This is a genomic window from Salisediminibacterium beveridgei, from assembly GCF_001721685.1.
Classification (GTDB): Bacteria; Bacillota; Bacilli; order Bacillales; family Salisediminibacteriaceae; genus Salisediminibacterium; species Salisediminibacterium beveridgei.
This window is the reverse complement of record NZ_CP012502.1, coordinates 578,567-596,506: the sequence shown is the minus strand read 5'-3', so window position 1 is coordinate 596,506 and position 17,940 is coordinate 578,567. Positions and strand designations below refer to the sequence as shown.

General features: G+C 47.2%; 19 protein-coding genes. 2 read left to right on the top strand and 17 right to left on the bottom strand.

The genetic code is table 11. The features are described from left to right. Nucleotides 1-45: 45 nt before the first annotated feature. Together BBEV_RS02565 and BBEV_RS02560 are read left to right on the top strand one after the other, a co-directional pair. Nucleotides 46-1,032 carry an AEC family transporter gene (locus BBEV_RS02565; RefSeq protein WP_232318254.1) on the top strand — a complete coding sequence of 329 codons (987 nt, stop codon included), beginning with the start codon at nt 46-48 and terminating at the stop codon, nt 1,030-1,032. Nucleotides 1,033-1,294: 262 nt separating this feature from the next. Beyond that, on the top strand, nt 1,295-3,226 hold the full coding sequence (locus BBEV_RS02560) for a fructose-bisphosphatase class III (protein ID WP_069364039.1): 1,932 nt from the start codon (nt 1,295-1,297) through the stop codon (nt 3,224-3,226). Between the two features lie 301 nt (nt 3,227-3,527). On the opposite strand, the gene BBEV_RS02555 is transcribed toward BBEV_RS02560, so the two are convergent. From BBEV_RS02555 to BBEV_RS17330, 17 genes are all read right to left on the bottom strand, one after another. Next, nucleotides 3,528-4,970 carry a sugar-transfer associated ATP-grasp domain-containing protein gene (locus BBEV_RS02555; RefSeq protein ID WP_069364038.1) on the bottom strand — a complete coding sequence of 481 codons (1,443 nt, stop codon included), beginning with the start codon at nt 4,968-4,970 and terminating at the stop codon, nt 3,528-3,530. A 181-nt stretch (nt 4,971-5,151) separates the two neighbouring features. Continuing rightward, complete coding sequence (locus BBEV_RS02550; RefSeq protein WP_069364037.1) at nt 5,152-6,180, bottom strand: flagellin N-terminal helical domain-containing protein; 1,029 nt, start codon at nt 6,178-6,180, stop codon at nt 5,152-5,154. 220 nt (nt 6,181-6,400) lie between these two features. Then, nucleotides 6,401-6,589 (bottom strand): carbon storage regulator, encoded by a 189-nt coding sequence (locus BBEV_RS02545; protein WP_069364036.1) that lies wholly within the window; start codon nt 6,587-6,589, stop codon nt 6,401-6,403. Between the two features lie 165 nt (nt 6,590-6,754). After that, complete coding sequence (locus BBEV_RS17065; RefSeq protein WP_084007188.1) at nt 6,755-6,925, bottom strand: carbon storage regulator; 171 nt, start codon at nt 6,923-6,925, stop codon at nt 6,755-6,757. Between the two features lie 401 nt (nt 6,926-7,326). After that, nucleotides 7,327-8,007, bottom strand: coding sequence for a hypothetical protein (locus BBEV_RS02540; protein ID WP_069364035.1), 681 nt, complete (start codon nt 8,005-8,007; stop codon nt 7,327-7,329). Between the two features lie 200 nt (nt 8,008-8,207). Beyond that, nucleotides 8,208-9,245: a flagellin N-terminal helical domain-containing protein gene (locus BBEV_RS02535; protein WP_069364034.1), complete on the bottom strand. Its 1,038-nt coding sequence runs from the start codon at nt 9,243-9,245 to the stop codon at nt 8,208-8,210. Nucleotides 9,246-9,486: 241 nt separating this feature from the next. After that, complete coding sequence (locus BBEV_RS02530; RefSeq protein WP_198155053.1) at nt 9,487-10,101, bottom strand: response regulator transcription factor; 615 nt, start codon at nt 10,099-10,101, stop codon at nt 9,487-9,489. A 256-nt stretch (nt 10,102-10,357) separates the two neighbouring features. Further along, nucleotides 10,358-10,600, bottom strand: a complete 243-nt coding sequence (gene csrA, locus BBEV_RS02525; protein WP_069364032.1) for a carbon storage regulator CsrA — start codon at nt 10,598-10,600, stop codon at nt 10,358-10,360. Between the two features lie 3 nt (nt 10,601-10,603). Continuing rightward, the gene (fliW, locus tag BBEV_RS02520; protein WP_069364031.1) at nt 10,604-11,050 is read right to left on the bottom strand and encodes a flagellar assembly protein FliW; all 447 of its coding nucleotides are present in this window, start codon (nt 11,048-11,050) and stop codon (nt 10,604-10,606) included. 143 nt (nt 11,051-11,193) lie between these two features. Further along, nucleotides 11,194-11,775 carry a DUF6470 family protein gene (locus BBEV_RS02515; protein WP_069364030.1) on the bottom strand — a complete coding sequence of 194 codons (582 nt, stop codon included), beginning with the start codon at nt 11,773-11,775 and terminating at the stop codon, nt 11,194-11,196. Between the two features lie 30 nt (nt 11,776-11,805). Continuing rightward, nucleotides 11,806-13,146: a flagellar hook-associated protein FlgL gene (gene flgL / locus BBEV_RS02510; RefSeq protein WP_069364029.1), complete on the bottom strand. Its 1,341-nt coding sequence runs from the start codon at nt 13,144-13,146 to the stop codon at nt 11,806-11,808. A gap of 483 nt (nt 13,147-13,629) precedes the next feature. Beyond that, a complete protein-coding gene (gene flgK, locus BBEV_RS02505) occupies nt 13,630-15,555 on the bottom strand; it encodes a flagellar hook-associated protein FlgK (protein WP_069364028.1) in 1,926 nt (641 codons plus the stop codon). Nucleotides 15,556-15,596: 41 nt separating this feature from the next. After that, the gene (locus BBEV_RS02500) at nt 15,597-16,094 is read right to left on the bottom strand and encodes a flagellar protein FlgN (protein WP_069364027.1); all 498 of its coding nucleotides are present in this window, start codon (nt 16,092-16,094) and stop codon (nt 15,597-15,599) included. Between the two features lie 37 nt (nt 16,095-16,131). Then, complete coding sequence (flgM, locus tag BBEV_RS02495; protein WP_069364026.1) at nt 16,132-16,389, bottom strand: flagellar biosynthesis anti-sigma factor FlgM; 258 nt, start codon at nt 16,387-16,389, stop codon at nt 16,132-16,134. A 126-nt stretch (nt 16,390-16,515) separates the two neighbouring features. Then, complete coding sequence (locus BBEV_RS02490) at nt 16,516-16,953, bottom strand: TIGR03826 family flagellar region protein (RefSeq protein ID WP_069364025.1); 438 nt, start codon at nt 16,951-16,953, stop codon at nt 16,516-16,518. Between the two features lie 72 nt (nt 16,954-17,025). After that, the gene (locus tag BBEV_RS02485) at nt 17,026-17,688 is read right to left on the bottom strand and encodes a ComF family protein (protein WP_198155052.1); all 663 of its coding nucleotides are present in this window, start codon (nt 17,686-17,688) and stop codon (nt 17,026-17,028) included. Between the two features lie 80 nt (nt 17,689-17,768). Further along, nucleotides 17,769-17,924, bottom strand: a complete 156-nt coding sequence (locus BBEV_RS17330) for a hypothetical protein (protein ID WP_157100907.1) — start codon at nt 17,922-17,924, stop codon at nt 17,769-17,771. Nucleotides 17,925-17,940 lie beyond the last annotated feature (16 nt).

The window sequence follows — 17,940 nt, the reverse complement described above, 5'->3', positions numbered from 1 at the left end:
TAAACGATGTATCCTCTTCATTTTCATGCTGTAAACAAACCAGCGATGACGATCGGTACAATACAGAACGAAAGGACCTCCTACACTATGAACGTCACCCTCGTTTCCACGTCGATCACCGTCATGGGGGTCATCATAGCCCTCGGCATGTTGTTCGCCTGGAAAGTACCCATATCCCAAGATGTCAAAAAGGTACTGATCCTCATCATCCTGAACATCGCCGTACCGTCGATTATTCTGAACGGTGTCTTCAATACGGATGTGAGCGGGAATCTCTTGAACCAGGCTTTCCTGATTTTTATGATCTCTATCATTTTTCATATCGGCGCCCTGCTGTTCGCCTGGCTCATCGCCAAATTGTTCAGATTCGAATCCACGCTGTCCAAAAAGCTCGTCGTCCTGGCGGCACTCGGCAATACCGGTTTTATCGGGATTCCGCTCGCCGCCACGATCTTCGGTCCGGTCGGCGGACTGCTTGCGGCGATTTTTGACGCAGCATTGGACCTTGTCCTGTTTACGATCGTCATTGCATTCCTGCAGTCAGGGAGCGGCATGTCGATCCGGAGCGTGCTCAAATCGTTCATCAATGTTCCGCTCATTGCCATCACCGTCGGCTTGACGTCTGCCGTTGTTGGCTTTGAACCGCCGGCATTCGCCCGTCAGTTAACGGAACACCTGGCCGGGCTCGCCGCACCTTTGGCGATGCTCTACATCGGTATGCTGCTTCAGGGCCTCTTCAAACGTTCAGGCGTCGGCGCCTATCGCCAGATCTGGTTTCCACTGACTGTTCGACTTCTGGCGATCCCGCTTATGACGATGTTCGTTCTGTCCTGGACCCCGCTGTCAGCAGATCTAAAGAACCTCGTCATCATCTTGTCAGCGATGCCGACGTTCACACTTTCTGCCATCCTGTTTGCCCGGTACCTGCCGGACAAAGACGAGAACACCGCCGTCATTACCATCGCCTACTCGACACTGCTCTCACTCCTTACGATCCCGTTCATCACCTGGCTTGCAGCCGTGTGGTTTTAAATTCACCCAAGACCGAGTCAGGCCCATTTTTCAGGAATTCTATGTTAAAATGAAGTGATTAATAAGTGAATGCGCTCTCATGTGAATGGCACAGTCCATTGACTTGCATCCTTTGTAACCCATGCCGCCCCAACAAAAGCTCGATAAAACCTCATACTTAGCAGGTGGCATGTTAAGGAAACTTGGTTTCATTCCTTAAACATACGTAAACGTTTCTATGAAGTACAAATCATTCATGACCTGGAAAGGGGAGTCTATCACGTTGGACACAAAAATGTTGGATCTACTGGCTCAACGGTATGACAGCGAGGAAAAAGTGGTAACTGAAATCATTAAACTGGAGGCGATTCTCAACCTGCCAAAGGGAACAGAGCATTTTGTCAGTGATTTACATGGTGAATATCAAGCCTTTCAGCATGTACTGCGAAACGGATCTGGGAATGTGAAAGAGAAAATCAAAGTGCTGTTTGAAGAGGAATTCACTGAAGACGAAATCACTGAATTTGCGACACTGGTGTATTATCCGGAAGAAAAAATCCAGTTAATCAAGAACAGTTTTAACAACAAGACGGAATTAAACCACTGGTATGCAGAAACCATTGAGCGCATGATCCGGCTGATCTCCTTTGCGTCCTTCAAATATACACGCTCCAAGCTCCGTAAAGCATTGCCCAGCCAATTTGTTTATATTATTGAAGAGCTGTTATACAAAACCGAAGAATTGACGAATAAGAAAGACTACTATTCCAAAATTGTCGAGCAGATCATAACCCTTGGCCAGGCGGATAAACTCATTACCGGTCTTGCCTATACCACGCAGCGGCTCGTTGTCGATCACCTTCATGTCGTCGGGGATATTTATGACCGTGGACCTGAGCCCGATAAAATCATGGACGCCCTCATCAACTATCATTCCGTCGATATCCAGTGGGGCAATCACGATGTGCTGTGGATGGGGGCTTTTGCCGGATCCAAGGTCTGTTTAGCGAATATTATCCGCATCTGTGCCCGCTACGATAACCTGGACATTATTGAAGATGTTTACGGCATTAATCTGAGACCCCTTCTTAATCTTGCGGAGAAATACTACGACACCAATCCGAAGTTTATGCCAAAGAGTGATTCGGATGAACCGTTACCCGAACATGAAAAAAATCAAATCTCCAAAATCCAGCAAGCCATTGCCATCATCCAGTTCAAACTGGAAATACCGATCATCAAACGACGCCCGAACTTCAATATGTCTGAGCGGCTTTTGCTTGAAAAAGTGGATTATGAGAAGAAAGAAATCACCATTCACGGGGAAACGTACCCGCTGGAAAACACGTGCTTTGCGACCGTTGACCCGGAAGAGCCCGACCGGCTGCTGGAGGAAGAACAGAAAGTCATCGACAAACTGCTGTTTTCGGTCCAGCATTCCGAGAAGCTCGCGAGACATATGAATTTCCTCATGAAGAAAGGGAATCTGTATTTGAAATATAACGGCAACTTACTCATCCACGGCTGCATACCGTTAGAGGAAAACGGCACGATGGAAACCATGGAGATTGAAAATAAAACCTATGCCGGCCGCGAGTTACTGGATGTGTTCGAACGGTATGTACGCAAAGCTTACGCCAATCCTCACGAGACAGACGATCTTGCAACCGATATGGTCTGGTATCTATGGACCGGGGAATATTCATCCCTCTTCGGAAAACGGGAAATGACCACATTCGAAAGGTATTTCATTACAGATAAGAAAGCCCATGAAGAGAGAAAGAATCCATACTACTACTTACGCGAAGATGAAGACACCTGCCGGCAAATCCTGAAAGATTTTGACCTGAACCCTGATCAGGGCCATATCATCAATGGTCATACCCCCATAAAAGAACGAAGCGGGGAGAATCCGGTAAAGGCAAACGGCAAGATGATCGTCATTGATGGCGGCTTCTCCAAGGCCTATCAATCAGACACCGGCATCGCCGGCTACACACTGCTTTATAATTCCTACGGCATGCAACTCGTCGCCCATAAACATTTCCACTCAAAAGAAGACGTGCTGCTTAATGGGACAGATGTGTTATCCGTCAAACGAATCGTCGATAAAGAGCTGGTGCGAAAAAAGGTAATGGAAACCAATGTGGGAACCGAATTATTACAGGAAGTCGCCATTCTGAACAGTCTGATGGAATACCGTTACATGAAATAAGAAATTGAGCTGGACATGAATGACCTGAAAACCATTGAAACAGCCTCTGACCTTGGATGACCGTCCAGGTTTCAGAGGTTGTTTCTGCTTTTACACAGGTTTTGTTTTGTCAACGGAGAATCACGAAGTTCTTTTTCAAATGGAAAAGAAAGACTCCAGCTGAAGCCTTTCATGGTAGTCAGTATGGGTATTAGCCAAGAAGCTGCAGAAAAGACTGCGTTTGCCGGTTCGCCTTTGCAAGGCTTTAGTTGAGTCAGACCCTTATTTCCTGGTTATAAGCACCTGTCAGATTCCGTCTCTATTATGTTTGTGTATGTAGTGAGCGGTCTTTATCTTGTTGCACCTGTTGCTTTTTCTCTCTATCTTTTTTAACTGCTGTCAGGATTTCTTCAGTAAAATGACCTAGAGCTGGCATTTGGCAAGATAGCTGATATTTCCATGTGGCGCCCCAAAAATTCATTTCGATAAATATAGGTCTGCCATCCAGTCCGATTGCAATATCCCATGACACATAGTTTTCATGTAGAATACGATCGTGTAATTTCAAAACAGACTCAACAACTTCTTCAAAATCAGGTATTTTACCCAGCTTTGAAAATTCAAAATCTGTTGTTGGATGTACATAGTGCAATTTGGAATCAGTCCCAATCGAAAAATTCATAAACGTTCCATCGGGCTGAATTCCGATACACATACCTTCACTCGCAGCATTATCAGTGATCGATTTTCCAACGCCAAACCTCGCATAACTCATTAAATGATGAACACTGTCATTCCATCTTAATGTAACAATACGAACTGTATTCACCGAATATTTATGTGGTTCAGCCATCACCGGATGCTGTTTGATCACTTTCTGTATGATGAAGTTATCTCCCCATACTTGTTCGATCTCATTTAACGACAGCTTCTTCTCATTATAATAATGAGCATGTTTATAGAATTTCAATTTACCGATGCCCTTACCATCATCAGATAAACTGTGTTTTATGATCAAATCCTCTTTTGTGTTAAAAATCGTCTGAAGGGCCTTACCTTTTGATATTGTGAGATGATCCGCATTAAAATATTGACCGTTGACACATTTCAGCACACTATCCGGGCGATTCTCTGCATCAATCAACATATCGTATACATTTTTATCCTTGTAAAAATGCATCATCGATTTGTCATTCAAGTAGGGAATAATTTCTCTGAACATAAAGCCTTGCGGGACAACTCTCTCATCCAAAGTGCCGGTAATATGTTCATAAGCCAAATGAAATGAAGGATCCGCTTCTTTCCCGTAATGTTTACGCCAATACCGCTGAATCCGATCCAATTTTTCATCAGTAACATTTTCTAAATAACCTGCTTCTTTAAACATGCCATAATATTTATCATAGACATTAACGTTCTTCTCTTCGAATTCCTTCAGTTCCAAAGAGGTTTCCAATAGAGTTTTGTAGGTTGATAATATTGTTGAATGAATACGATTACTTAATCCTCTCCATTCTCCTTTTTCAAATGCCTTAATGACAGATTTGTGGTCTGCTTCAATACTCCTCAATTGGTCAGGAATGTATGTATTCTTGCCCTCGTAATCCTCGTACAGTTTGATTAGAGAATCATAGGCTTTCAAAACTGTATTATACATCTCTATGGCATCACTGTAAGCTTCATTATTTAGACTGTCGACGGAGAAATGAATCGCTTTGATCGATTGATTGATGAGTTTAATTTCGAGTTCGCGTTTGTTACTCACTTTATCCCTTCTTTCAATTCATAATTGATTCACTATTATATCGACGAAGTACCCACTATTCTTTATGAAAATAAAAAATTGATGCTGGAAAAATTCTATAGTTCAATTTCAGTATTTTCTTTTTCAAACAGCAAAGGACCCCAGCCGAGGCTGGAGCCCTTCAAAAATATCAGTATGACTATTAACCAAGAAGCTGCAGTACGGACTGCGGCTGCTGGTTTGCCTGTGCTAGCATGGACTGAGAAGCTTGAGACAGGATGTTCGCACGCGTCATCTCCATCATCTCAGCGGCCATGTCAACGTCACGGATACGGGATTCCGCAGCGGACAGGTTTTCAGACGAATTGTCCAGGTTAGAGATGGTGTGCTCTAAACGGTTTTGAACTGCACCAAGCTCAGAGCGCTGCGCTGAAACTGTTTCGATAGCTGAATTTATAGTAGTAATTGCACCATCCGCAGCTTCTTGACTAGAAACATCAATTCCTATTGCACCAGTAATGCCATTATCTATTGTAGTTTCAGAGGCTAAGACTAATTCATCGTCGCCATTGTAATAGCCGGCTAATGAGGCTTCCGTAGTAACATTTCCATCTCCATCAGTCACTTCTTCAACAGCTTCTTGGAATGTACCAACGACAGTTTCTCCATCTTCTCCAAGCAACGTTCCTGTTGTAGCATCAGTGGTATCAGCAGTATAAGCTGTTCCTACTGCTAATGCATCTGAACGCATATCAGCAACTGAAACAGAAATGTTTTGTCCTTCATTTGCACCAATATGGAATTTGTTATTTAAATTACCGTCTAATAGTGTTTGAGTATTAAACTCAGTATTATCTCCAACACGAGTGATTTCGGCAGCAAGTTGATCTACTTCTTTTTGAATTTCAGCACGGTCCTCAGCAGTATTAGTATCGTTCGCTGACTGAACTGCAAGCTCACGCATACGCTGAAGGATAGAGTGCGTCTCATCAAGTGCACCTTCTGCAGTCTGGATCAAAGAAATACCATCCTGAGCGTTACGGCTAGCCTGGTCCAAACCATTGATCTGTGCACGCATCTTTTCAGAAATCGCAAGACCCGCAGCATCGTCACCTGCACGATTGATCCGCATACCTGAAGAAAGCTTTTCCATTGAATTTTGCATCGCATTTTGATTAACACCCAATTGTCGATGTGTGTTCATTGCTGGAATGTTGTTGTTAATAATCATTTTACATACCTCCGTGTGTTTTGTTTTTTGTTTAGGTGAACTTCCGTTTTCACCTGTGTGACGCTCGTGACTTTAGTGACGGACAACCTTTCCTTACGTGCTCAACCTTCACCTCCTAGTAAAAATAAAAGACGAGCAAACCAACAGACTGGTGCTTGCCTCCCGCAAGTTCCTGACTGTTCGTTTGCTCGTCCTTGAGCGCAATTATAATGTTTTTGATTTAATTCACTACACTTTGTACTTCCACCAGCTCTTTATTGCTCTCATATGTTTCGCCCCGTACGATCGAAATCGACTTCGGTGCATCGATGGCCAGTCTCAACTGTCCCCCGGCACCCTTTACCACTTTCACAATAATCTGATCATCAATCACTACATACTCGCCTGGTTTTCTCCCTAATACCAACATTTGAACACCCTCCTTGGAATCATTAGTTGATCAACATATCCTTATGTTGTCATATAAATCAAAACAATAAAAAAACAAGCAAATAAGATGCCAGGGGCTTTGCGTCCTGCAAAGTCTGGAATTCCCATTCGCTCGTCCTGAGCTTTCGTGTATAATATTTATTCTTCAGCTCACATCCTGCACAGCTGCCTGAATTCTCTCTCCTCTGTCGATCTTCACTTCTCTTGGTGCATCAATGGCCAGACGCAACTGCCCTTTACGGTTTTCAACCACGCGAATGACGATCGATTCACCAATACGAATTTCCTCACCCGGTTTAGTTTGAAGTACCAGCACAGACAGCCCCCCTTCTTGATTATAATATAAAACAAAGTTTAATTACATAATTTACATTAAATGAACAAAAAAGTACGAGAACTGAATGAAAATCCATTGCGTCCTGCAATAAAAAAACAAACGTTACTCGTCCTGAGTGACCGTCTTTTTTATTCATTTACCTTACACCTAATATATCGGAGTTCTTAATCGATTGTTTAGCTTTTTTAAAAAATATTTTATATTTTCATGTGAGTTTTTATTAGCCTATAGTTCACCCAAATCGCTGACAGTTTTATGCACATTCACTAAGTTGTTCAGTTGCTTATGAACTTCTGAATAGGATCGCAAAAAGGAATGCTTAAAATAGCGCTCACTATCCACATTAACGCATTGCACTTTAGCGGAGTGGGAGTCAGGCGCTAAATACCGGTATAGTAATCTATGTTTTTTAGTTTCAATTCGTTTTCGCAATTAAATATCCTAATTAGTTTTCCTGAGATATTGTTAACACCTTCAATTGTAACATTTGAAGAAGATTTAAGAATTTCGTAAACCTCACTTAACCCTTCATTTGAAAATTGATTTTTTAATGAAGCAAAATCATAATTCTCAGCAAAAGTAGAACGGTCGAATAATTCTAATAACCACATCTCATATCCAAAATAGAAGTCTGGTGGCATTGGCTGAATACTATTACATAAAGAATACTCAGTTTGAAGTTCCTCAAAACCTATATTATTTAATTCTTGTTTCAACAGAAGATGATGTGTTAATCCTTTCATTAAGAAATGGTTTAACCCTTCCTCAAAGCCCCCATTATTTTCATTAATTTTTACAGGTAGTAATGCTCCATTAAGTATCAACAAGTAATGCATCAACTCATGCCCCAATATTAGAATAGATTCTTCATTTAATTTAACGTCAAGTTCTATAATAACCTCAGTTTTAAAGTACTGGATTTTCCCTTTTCCATTCGCATTTGATTCTTCAATTTTTATACTCCTTTTATGTTCAGGGTGGTGATTAATAATTTTATGTAATTCTTCAATTCTTTTATCCATTTCAATATATTCCTTTAATAGATCTATTCTAAAATTCAATATAAAACATCTCCTAGAAAAATTAAGAAGTTACATAATTATAATATTCAATAAATTGAAATTATAGTAAATTTAACTGTTATAGAGAACCGCAATTGATAATAAGCCCTAACATATATTTTAGAGCCAAAATTAACCTCCGATATGCAAAGAAAGAGACTCTAGCATAATCACTAGAGTCTCTAATTTGTTCGTAAATATTAACCAAGCAGTTGCAGTACAGATTGTGGCTGTTGGTTAGCTTGAGCCAGCATAGACTGGGACGCTTGGGAAAGGATGTTTGAACGAGTCATTTCCATCATTTCAGCAGCCATATCTACGTCACGGATACGGGATTCTGCAGCTGAGAGATTTTCAGAAGCATTGTCCAGGTTAGAAATTGTGTGCTCCAAACGGTTTTGCGTTGCACCGAGATCAGAACGCTGTTCAGATACACTTGTTATTGCATCGTTGATTGTAGTGATAGCTGAGTCAGCTTCTTCCTGGGTAGATACATTAATTCCAAGACTCACTTTTTCATCATCTACATCAAATGCATCATCTACTGTGATGCGTGGAGCTGCACCTTCTTCAATGGTATCTCCATCACCGTCAATATCATCGACAGCATAGTAGCCTGCAGTAATTCCCGCGTCAGTATCCTCTTCAACAAAGGAATAAACCGGGTCTCCGGCATCTCCATCTTCATTAATTACACTAAGGTTATCACCATCAACAATGAGGTTTTCACCTACGCTTAACGTTTCTGCTCCCATGTCACCGATAGACAATTCAATGTTTTGTTCTGCATTGGCACCGATATGGAATGTCCCTTCAAAAGAACCGTCTACCAAGCTCTGCGTGTTGAACTCCGTGTTTTCAGAGATACGGGTAACTTCTTCTGCCAGCTGATCCACTTCCGCTTGAATTGCTTCACGGTCACCTTCGTCCACGTTCGTGTCGTTGGCAGACTGAACAGCGAGTTCACGCATACGCTGAAGGATTGAGTGAGTTTCGTCAAGTGCACCTTCTGCTGTTTGAATCAGTGAGATGCTGTCCTGAGCGTTTGTGCTTGCCTGATCCAGACCATTGATCTGTGCACGCATTTTCTCAGAGATGGAAAGTCCTGCTGCATCGTCACCTGCACGGTTGATCTGCATACCTGAAGACAATTTCTCCATTGAAGACTGCATGTTTTGTTGGTTCACACCCATTTGACGGTGCGTGTTCATTGCTGGAATGTTGTTGTTAATAATCATAAGTAATATCCTCCTTGATATTTTTTGACTTCCTGTCACATCCTTGTGAGTGGAAGCATAGCTTTCAGTGATCGTCCTCATCTGTCGGCCGCCAGATTTGTATGATCACTGTCACGGGTTATATCGGAACACCATTTCAATTGTTTAGGGTTTTTTGGATTTTTTTTGCCTGATCGATGAATTTTTCCCTATGAACAAAGAAAGACCCCTGATTATATACAGGAGTCTTAGGTCATTTGATTTAGCGGACCGCATCCACCCAGCCGTTCTTGATGAGTTTCACCATCGCGTCGGTGCGGTCGTTGGCACCGATCTTCTTTAAGAGATGGCTGATGGTGGTGCTGACGGTGGAGGGGGCGAGGAACATGATCTCCGCGATGCGGCGGTTGTTGTGGCCGTCGAGGATGAGCTGGAGCACCTGTTTTTCGTTTTTCGTGAGGCTCACGTCCACGTCGTCCGGGCGGAACACAAGCCGCTGAATCGCCTTATGCCGGAGCTTCTTCCGGTAGATGTCTTCCACCATATCCCCGTGCAGGGCCTGGTCCAGATAGACCCCTTCCTGATCAATGGCATTCAGAATCAGGTAGTGCCAGTCAAGAAACTCGTTCTTGGACACGATACCCGAGAGTCCCTGGTGCAGGTAACTGAACAGAGAAGGCTTCGGCTCCTGGACTGTCAAAAGCAGCACAGGCACGTCCTCTTTGACAATCGCTTCTATCATACGTTCGGTTCGATCTAATGTGTCGATGGTATAGTCCCCGAGGATGAGGAAAACAATATCCTCTTCATTGAGCTGGTAAGGGAGTTCTTTATCGATGACGATTTCACGACTGGCGGGCATTCGTTCAATCTTCATACGTGCTTCCCGTGAAAGGTGTTGATCACGATCGATAAAGAGGACCTTGGACTTTACTGTTGGTTGGGTTTGAGTCCGATGCATGGAAGTGTGTCCCCTTTCACATTTTTCAATCACCATTTTAGATTACCCTTAGACTGTATAAAACGACAAGATTCGATAGTCGTTACTTTGATGCGACTTTTCTTGTTTCATATGCAGGCTTGCAACTTGATGAAAAGGTCAGCCCGCAGAACCCCGGACTGACCTTTTAAAATCACCGTTTATCCTGGTTAGGGAGGGCGTCCGTCAATTGCTGTAACAGGTCTAAGGACGGTGAATCCGCGGCTTTTGTATTCTCTTCCTGAATCGAGAGGTAGACCTCTTTACGATGGATATCCACGTTTTTTGGGGCATTGATGCCGATTTTCACTTGTTCCCCGTCTATCGAAACGACGGTCAGTTCAATGTCGTCCCCGATCTTGATGGATTCATTGAGTTTACGAGAAAGTACAAGCATCGCTCAGCCCTCCTTCTTCGCGGTCAACGGCTTTAAGGCATGGCGGGTATGCAGGTCGGGCTGACTGAGGGCGATCTGTTTCCCCAGCTGCTTTTTACTGTTAATGACCACCGGGCCACGCAGGTTGGCAGTGGATGCTTCCAGGGTGTCTTTTAATGTGAGGACAACGAGGAGCGCCACGTCGTTCTCGTCTTCAATTTTCAGATCCTCGAGGGTCTGGTCACTCAGTTTCACCTCGTAGTCCGGAAAGAAGCTGAACGGCGTCATCACCACCAGGGCAAGACCAGGCGTTTCCACGGACTGCAGGACATAAAACGGGCTCGGTTCGTTGCTGAAGGGCAAGAGGATAAACCGGGTTTCGGTTTCAAAGCTCGGTATGCCCTGATCAAAGGTCACAATATTGTTTTCGTTAATCTCCAGTTCCCCGGAGTATTTCGTCTCAATTAACACGGGTATCCCTCCATCTGTCGGTTCGAAATGCGTCTTGGTTCATTGTATCGAAATTCCAAACGATGTTCCATCATTGATTCAACGCCGGGTAATCAAACAGGCCGTCCCTGCCACGGTGAACGTGTCGGAACAGCCTGACCCAATCAGCGCATCGTATTGATCGTGTTTCCCGTCACGTCAAAGCGGATGGTGTTTTTCTGCTGGAGGTAGACGTTTGTTTCCCAGCGGGGAATGGAGACTTGCGGCTCGTGTCGCTGAACGCGGATATTCGCATCGGGCCAGTCCACATCCACCTGGATATCCCCTGGCTGATAGCCGAACTGCACTTTGTCCATCGATGAGGGCACGGCCCCGTAGTTGTATTCCTTCGGTGCACGCTCGCCGTCCTGACGGGCAAGCTCCGGGATCACGTCGCCCTGGTTCTCGATTTTCTTCAGCTGTTCCCCTTGCCTGGCGGTCTTCGCCGCATACTGCAGGGCCTGCTGCATGGCACGCTGGGCCCATTCATCATTTCGTCTGAAAATCGACTTTACATCCGCATCCGCAAAGGCTTCCGTCTGATCAATGGAGATCTCCACAAATTCCTGGCTCATGCGAAAGCGCCCCGAGAGAGCATTGTCAATTTGCATGTCGGCATTTTGCTGACTGATCGACATCGGAGGACGGCTTGTCTGGACGGCTGTCTGTGCCTGAGTCGATTGAATCGCGATCCGTGGCAGGTCCATTATCACGCCTCCTTTGTCAGCTCATTTGGCTTATCTCAAAAAGTCCATTAACGTTGGCTGAATGATCCGGCCGGTGGCAGACAGGGCTGCCCGGTGGACATTCTCCTGAGAAAGCATCTCGGTAATGACCTTTTCCATTTCAGCATCCTCATTGTCGGACATGATCCGTTTTGCAATGACCTGTTGCTGCTGGACCCGTTCATCGACCATCTCCACGCGGTTCACCCGGGCACCAAGTTCCGCCCGTTCATCGACGAAGTTGTTGATGTGGTGATCCATGACCCCGAGCATTTCCGAGAGCTCGCCGGCACTGGTATCCGGGTCTTCAAGGGCGTTACGAAGTGCCATCACATCCCCGAACAGTTCATTCGTGAACACATTCTTCGGGTCGACGTTCACCGGCAGTTTCACCCCTTTGAGGATTTCCACTTCCACGTCCTGATCGTTTGTCGAAACGGCATCCTGACGGGAAATGATCGCCTGGTTCTCAGGAACACGCCGGGTGTCGCGTATGGCTGCTTCTTCCGGATTTGTCACCCGCTCGCCCTGGTCATTTACGAGATCACCGTTGTCATTTCGCTGCAGGCTGTATTGCCGGATGCGGTCCTGATCGGCCACACCGTCATTCTGATTGATGGCAACGACCTGATCCCCCATCGTATCGGACGTGTTCTGAAAGATCTGGTAGCCGTCATTCACTTCCGTGATCTGTGGTGGATCGTCATCGTTCAGTTCGACAGCTCCGTCACGTGCCAGCTGTTCTTTCACCTGCACCGGCAAGGCATTCAGTTCTTCAGGGATGTCATCAGCGTTCTCAATCGGCCCTTCTGCAGCCACGTGATACGTCGCGCCCCTGTAAACAAGGTCCACATCTTCTGCAGCAACATCGCCTCCGTTGGCAATCTGTGTCGTGCCGTAGTCCATCCGGTCTTGATCCACCGGTGCATTGGTCGTGTCCGTGCCGTTGAAAATGAATTTATTGTTGTTGCGGTGATTCGACGTGGACACAAGCTGTTCCAAGAGCTGATCCACTTCCTTGGCGATATTCGCCCGCTGCCCTGCATCATAGGAATCATTGGACGCCTGCACCGTCAGTTCACGGATCCGGTGCATCGCCTGGGTACCCTGATCGAGGGTGTCATCCGAGGTATCCATCCAGTTATACACTTCAGACAGGTTCCGTTTAAACTGATCGGTCTCTGCCACCTGGGTCCGGTAACGCATGCCGTTCATCGCGATCACCGGATCCTGCGAAGCCCGGGAGATCTTCTTTCCCGTCGCCAGCTGATCCTGATGCGTTTTTAAGCTCTGATAGCTTTGATTTAACTGGCGCAGCGAGCTGCTGGCCATCATCGATTGTGTCACTCTCACTGGCTTCACCTGCTTTGTGTGGAATGGGTGGTGCATAGATGGATTGTCATTCATCACTCGCTTGCCGCAGGCAAGGCTGAAGCTAACCTCCGGAAATACACCAGAGGTGGATCTTCAGCTCTTGCTTTTCCACTTGAAGGTACCTGGGCGACATCAGTTCGTACCTCACTGTGTCTACATTCGCTGCAGGCGTCTCGCGATGAATGACAATCACTATACAGATCGTTTCATTTTAAGATGGTTGATGATTTCCCCTTAATGTTTTCAGGAGCGCCAGGCGGCGACGCCCGAGGGATTAGCGCAGTCCGAAAATCCACCACGTCGACTCAACAAGTCGACGTGGTTAGTTGAGGACAAGCCCCTGGGCGATGGAATCACTGCAAGTCGTTCACTTCGAGCAGATGATGCTCAGGTGCCTGTGGTGCACGCGTCCGCCTAAAGCGATTGAAAACAACCTGAAACCCTCAAATAATTGTTGGATATTTACCTGCCGACAAGACCCATCTGATTGATGATCCGATCGAGCATTTCATCCACTGCCGTCAGGCTCCTTGCCGCTGCGTTGTAAGCATGCTGGAACTGAATCATCATCGTCATTTCCTCATCGAGAGAAACCGAACTTACCGATTGTCTCCGCTCATTCACTGAATCCCGGAGGACATCTGTATTTTTCGTCAACCGCTCAGACTCACTGGTCTGCACGGCCATTTCACCAATGACCGCCTGGTAGTAGCTCTGAATATCCGTGCGGTTCCCATTGAAGTCCAACTCCGTATCCTTCACATTCGCAAGCGCCAGCGCGTTCGAACCGTCCCCGCTGAAGGCTTGGTCCCGCTGGAGGTTATCCATGGTGAACGTTGTGTTATCCGCCAGATCCCCGTCAATTTCCCCGTCTTCGTTAAAAAAGGAAGCGACGTCATAGCTCAACCCATCGATCTCCACCTGATAGTTGTCCTCTTCAGCCTCTGCGTTTGTGACAACCGTCTCTTCACCGCCATGACTGAACGTCCAATTGCCGTCGTCATACGTGACTGTCACTGCATCGTAATCGCCGGTAAAGCGGCCGTTGACCGAAAGTTGTGCTTCGCCCGGGTAAGCAGGACCTGCCTCTTCATCCAGAGCCATTCCTCCGGCAATCAGATCACCGGCGCCACTGGCTGCAATGTTGTCCCGGCTCTCCATGATCTCGTCGTGCACTTTCAAAAATTTCGCTGCCCGTTCCCCGTTTTCACCCGGTGCTTGCTTGAAATCAAAAAAGTCAAAGTTCATTTTCTCCCCCGCGTCAATTTCAGCAAGGCTCCAGCCTGAGCGGTGCACGTCATTGAATTCTGCCGCGAAGTTATGCACCATCGTATCGAGTTCCTTCAGCATCTCCGGGAAGATCCCCCTGGCCTCGCCTTCGCCGTCCACGTACCCATAGGCTTCCATCTTGGCGAGGAATTCACCGGATGCCGGGAACGCGTCGGCACGGATCGAGTTCGGGTCACCGCCCAGCTGATCGCTAGTCTCCACATTGGTGAGCCGCTCATTCAAAAACGTCACACCTGTAGCAAGGCCCTTGCCCTCTTCGTCCAATGCTTCATTTTGATACTGGACGTCGAGTTCATTGTAGTCGAGCTGACTGCCGTCAATGAGCTTGATCCCTGTGGAGCGTCCCGCATCATCAAGCATCGTGATTGTGTATTTCCCGCTCGCGACTTCGTTTGAGACCCCGCCGCTTCCGACCGTGTCGACTTTAATGTTCAGGTGTTTGGACAGTTCATCCACTAACACGTCGCGCTCATCATACAGATCGTTTGGCAGCATCCCGTGGGGCTCCACTTTGGAGATTTGTGTATTCAGACTGTTCAATTGCCGGAGCAGTGAGTTGATGTCATCGGCGGTGATCTCGAGATCATCCCCGTAATCGCGCTGGATCTGTTCGAGGCCGTCGTACGAGAGATTGAACGTATCCGCCACGGCGACGCCGTTTTGACGGACCACCCCGCGCGCACCGGAATCTTCCGGGTTCACAGACAGATCCTGCAGGGATTCCCAGAACTGATCCATTGTTTTCGCCAGACCGCTCTCGGACGGTTCATTCATGATGTCCTCGACTTTGACCCACGCGTCATTACGGGCGGCCCAGTAGCCGTGCTGATTGTTTTCCCCGCGGTACTGCAGGTCAAGAAACTCGTCCCGGACCCGCTGGATTTCACTGGCTTTCACACCGGTACCCAGCTGACCCGGGATGCCTGGCTTATTGAACGCCGGGTTCGGAAACGGGTCTGTCGGATTCATGTTGACCCGCTGACGGGAATAGCCCGGGGTATTGGCATTGGCGATGTTGTGGCCGGTTGTATGTAAGGCGGTCTGGGTGGTATTCAGGCCGCGCCTCGCGGTCTCGAGACCATGAAAGGTTGAAAGCATGGGATTCGCTCCTTTATCGGTTAACTGCTGTGATCGTGAGGTCAGGCCTTGGAGTCAAACAGGGAGTGATCCCCGGATTTGAAGTCATCGTCATCCTCAGGCCCGTTGCCTGAATAGTTGTTGAAGTGATTTTGCGGACGCATCGCATCGAGCGTGACATTCACAAAGCGCAAAGAATCCTCAAGAAGCTGTTCGTTCAAATCGTTCTGCTCCTTGAGGCGGATCATTTGTTCAATGAGACGGGTGGACCAGGCTTCGAGTTCCCTGCTTTCCTTTTCAGGAAAGAGCGGCAAGAGCTGATCGATGGTGACCCCCTCTTTCACGAGACCCTTCTCATCTTGCCACTGGCTGATGAGGTGCATGCGGGTGTTCTCGAGCTTTCGAAGCTTCTGGATCAGCGGTGCTTCTTTTTGCATCACCGCTTCGAGGTCCTTCATATCGCCTTTTTTTACAGCGTCCTGTTTCGCCACCGCGAGGTCATTGAGCGTTTGATGCACCGTGACCATCGCCTGGATGATTTTAATCAGATCGTTCACCATTCAGGTTCACCCCGATTCCGTAGTCAGCACGTCGTTCTCAGTCCCAGAATTCGTAGAATTTCTTCGCCGTTTCCTGAGCGTTTACTTTATAAGTGCCGTTTTCAATTTGTGCTTTGATTTCCTGCACCTTTTCAGCCCGTTCGGCGGAATAGGTCGTTGATTTTTCCATCATGGCTTTCGCTTCCTTGGAGATCTGTACCTCATCTGACTTTTGAGGCTTGTCCTGCTTCTCCTGCTGCTGGGTTTCCTGCAGCTTGCGATAGGCTTGCACCGACTGCATTGGATTGATTTTCATGGGTGGTGCACCTCCTTACATTGTTCTTCTTACTTCCTATATCGGATGCCGTGCTGAAATCTTTAGCCACAGCGCGAGGAAAAAACAAAAACACCGGACTTCAGTGATTTCCGGTGTTCCTGATCGTCATCTGCCGTCGCGTCGGACTTTGTCTTCCAGGGTGGAGTACGTCGTATATCGCTCGCGCTCACGCTGCTTCTTCCGGTCTTCGAAGTCTTTTTCCTTGTCGCCTTTTTTCAGTTCACCGGTCAGTTTGCTGCGGCAACTCTCACAAAGCTTGCCTTCACTGACGGTCTTGCCGCAGTGTTCACAGGGGATGCCCATGTTCGGCATTTGTGAAATTTTAAGGCGCCCTTCCCGGATCCATTGAATAATGAGGTCTTTGTCGACAGCTGTTTCTTCGTGGACTTCTTCGAGACTCGCCGAGCGGTTCTCCCGTTTTCGGATAAACCGGTAGACGGTATCGAATTTTTCTTCGGCCTCTCTTGCACATTTGTCGCAATATGGACGCAGTGCTTTTACAAAAAGCGCCCCGCAGTTCGGGCAATTGGACAGTTCCGCCATTCGGATCACTCCTTCGCTTTTGTTTGCCTGCCTCCATTTTACGACAAATTCCGCAGAATTGAAATGGGCAGATCATGCCCGGATGAGCGTTGTGGAAAGAACGGCTTTTGCTCCTGCCGCCAGGAGCAGCTTTGCCGCGGTTCGCACCGTTGCTCCCGTGGTGTAGATGTCGTCGATGATGCAGACGGTTTTCCCGGTCAGTTCCGGTGGTTCTGCGATGAGCTGAAAGGCGTTTTCCAGGTGCGCGAGCCGTTCCCCCTTTGTCCGTTTACTCTGTTTACCGGATGTGACGCCGTTACGCGTGAGAAGCAAGGTGAGCGGTAACGCCCCCGAAAGGAGCGTTGCCTGGTTAAAGCCCCGTTCCCAGAGGCGGTCTTCCGCCAGCGGAATCGTTGTGAAGAGATCGGCCCCGCTTTGTCTGGCAAGCTTGGCGAGGTCTTTGGTAAAGAGGGTGGCCAATGTGGCATCCCCGCGGTATTTGTACGTCGCCATGACGTCTTTCATGCCCTCATGGTAGGTATAGAGAGACCGGTTCATCACACAGGCCGCACGAGGGTTGTCGGCCCACTGCCGGCAGTCTGCACATGCAGCATCAGGTAACTTGGGACTTTGCCAGTTTGTCCAGACGTTTTTTTGCTTCACGTGATGCGGCAGGACTTCTTCATCACGGCCGCACACCGGGCAGGAGATGTGTGTAATGCGGTGAAAAAGCCCCTCGCACGTGTGACAGAGCATCGGTTCTTTGTAACCGATACCGGTGAATGCCGCCCAACCAAAGGGCGGGCTGAACGAAGTATGACAAAGCAGGCAGGTCTTCATGACGTGAGTGCTCCTTTCGCGTGGTTTTCGGCGGCTTCCTGGAGGCGAGCAAGGATGTGATCCCGCCGTTGATGATATGCCCCTTGCAGCAGTGTTGAATCGTTGGGATCGTAAATCAGCTCAGGCGGGGCAATTCGTTCCAACATTCGCATGGTTTTCCCTCCAAAA

Excerpts from the sequence above, each read along its gene's own strand:
- BBEV_RS02565 (WP_232318254.1), top strand. The coding sequence starts at position 46 with ATGACGATCGGTACAATACAGAACGAAAGGACCTCCTACACTATGAAC.
- BBEV_RS02550 (WP_069364037.1), bottom strand. The coding sequence starts at position 6,180 with ATGATTATTAACAACAACATTCCAGCAATGAACACACATCGACAATTG.
- BBEV_RS02545 (WP_069364036.1), bottom strand. The coding sequence starts at position 6,589 with ATGTTGGTATTAGGGAGAAAACCAGGCGAGTATGTAGTGATTGATGAT.
- BBEV_RS02535 (WP_069364034.1), bottom strand. The coding sequence starts at position 9,245 with ATGATTATTAACAACAACATTCCAGCAATGAACACGCACCGTCAAATG.
- BBEV_RS02530 (WP_198155053.1), bottom strand. The coding sequence starts at position 10,101 with ATGAAGATTGAACGAATGCCCGCCAGTCGTGAAATCGTCATCGATAAA.
- csrA (WP_069364032.1), bottom strand. The coding sequence starts at position 10,600 with ATGCTTGTACTTTCTCGTAAACTCAATGAATCCATCAAGATCGGGGAC.
- BBEV_RS02515 (WP_069364030.1), bottom strand. The coding sequence starts at position 11,775 with ATGGACCTGCCACGGATCGCGATTCAATCGACTCAGGCACAGACAGCC.
- flgK (WP_069364028.1), bottom strand. The coding sequence starts at position 15,555 with ATGCTTTCAACCTTTCATGGTCTCGAGACCGCGAGGCGCGGCCTGAAT.
- BBEV_RS02500 (WP_069364027.1), bottom strand. The coding sequence starts at position 16,094 with ATGGTGAACGATCTGATTAAAATCATCCAGGCGATGGTCACGGTGCAT.
- flgM (WP_069364026.1), bottom strand. The coding sequence starts at position 16,389 with ATGAAAATCAATCCAATGCAGTCGGTGCAAGCCTATCGCAAGCTGCAG.
- BBEV_RS02490 (WP_069364025.1), bottom strand. The coding sequence starts at position 16,953 with ATGGCGGAACTGTCCAATTGCCCGAACTGCGGGGCGCTTTTTGTAAAA.
- BBEV_RS02485 (WP_198155052.1), bottom strand. The coding sequence starts at position 17,688 with ATGCTCTGTCACACGTGCGAGGGGCTTTTTCACCGCATTACACACATC.
- BBEV_RS17330 (WP_157100907.1), bottom strand. The coding sequence starts at position 17,924 with ATGCGAATGTTGGAACGAATTGCCCCGCCTGAGCTGATTTACGATCCC.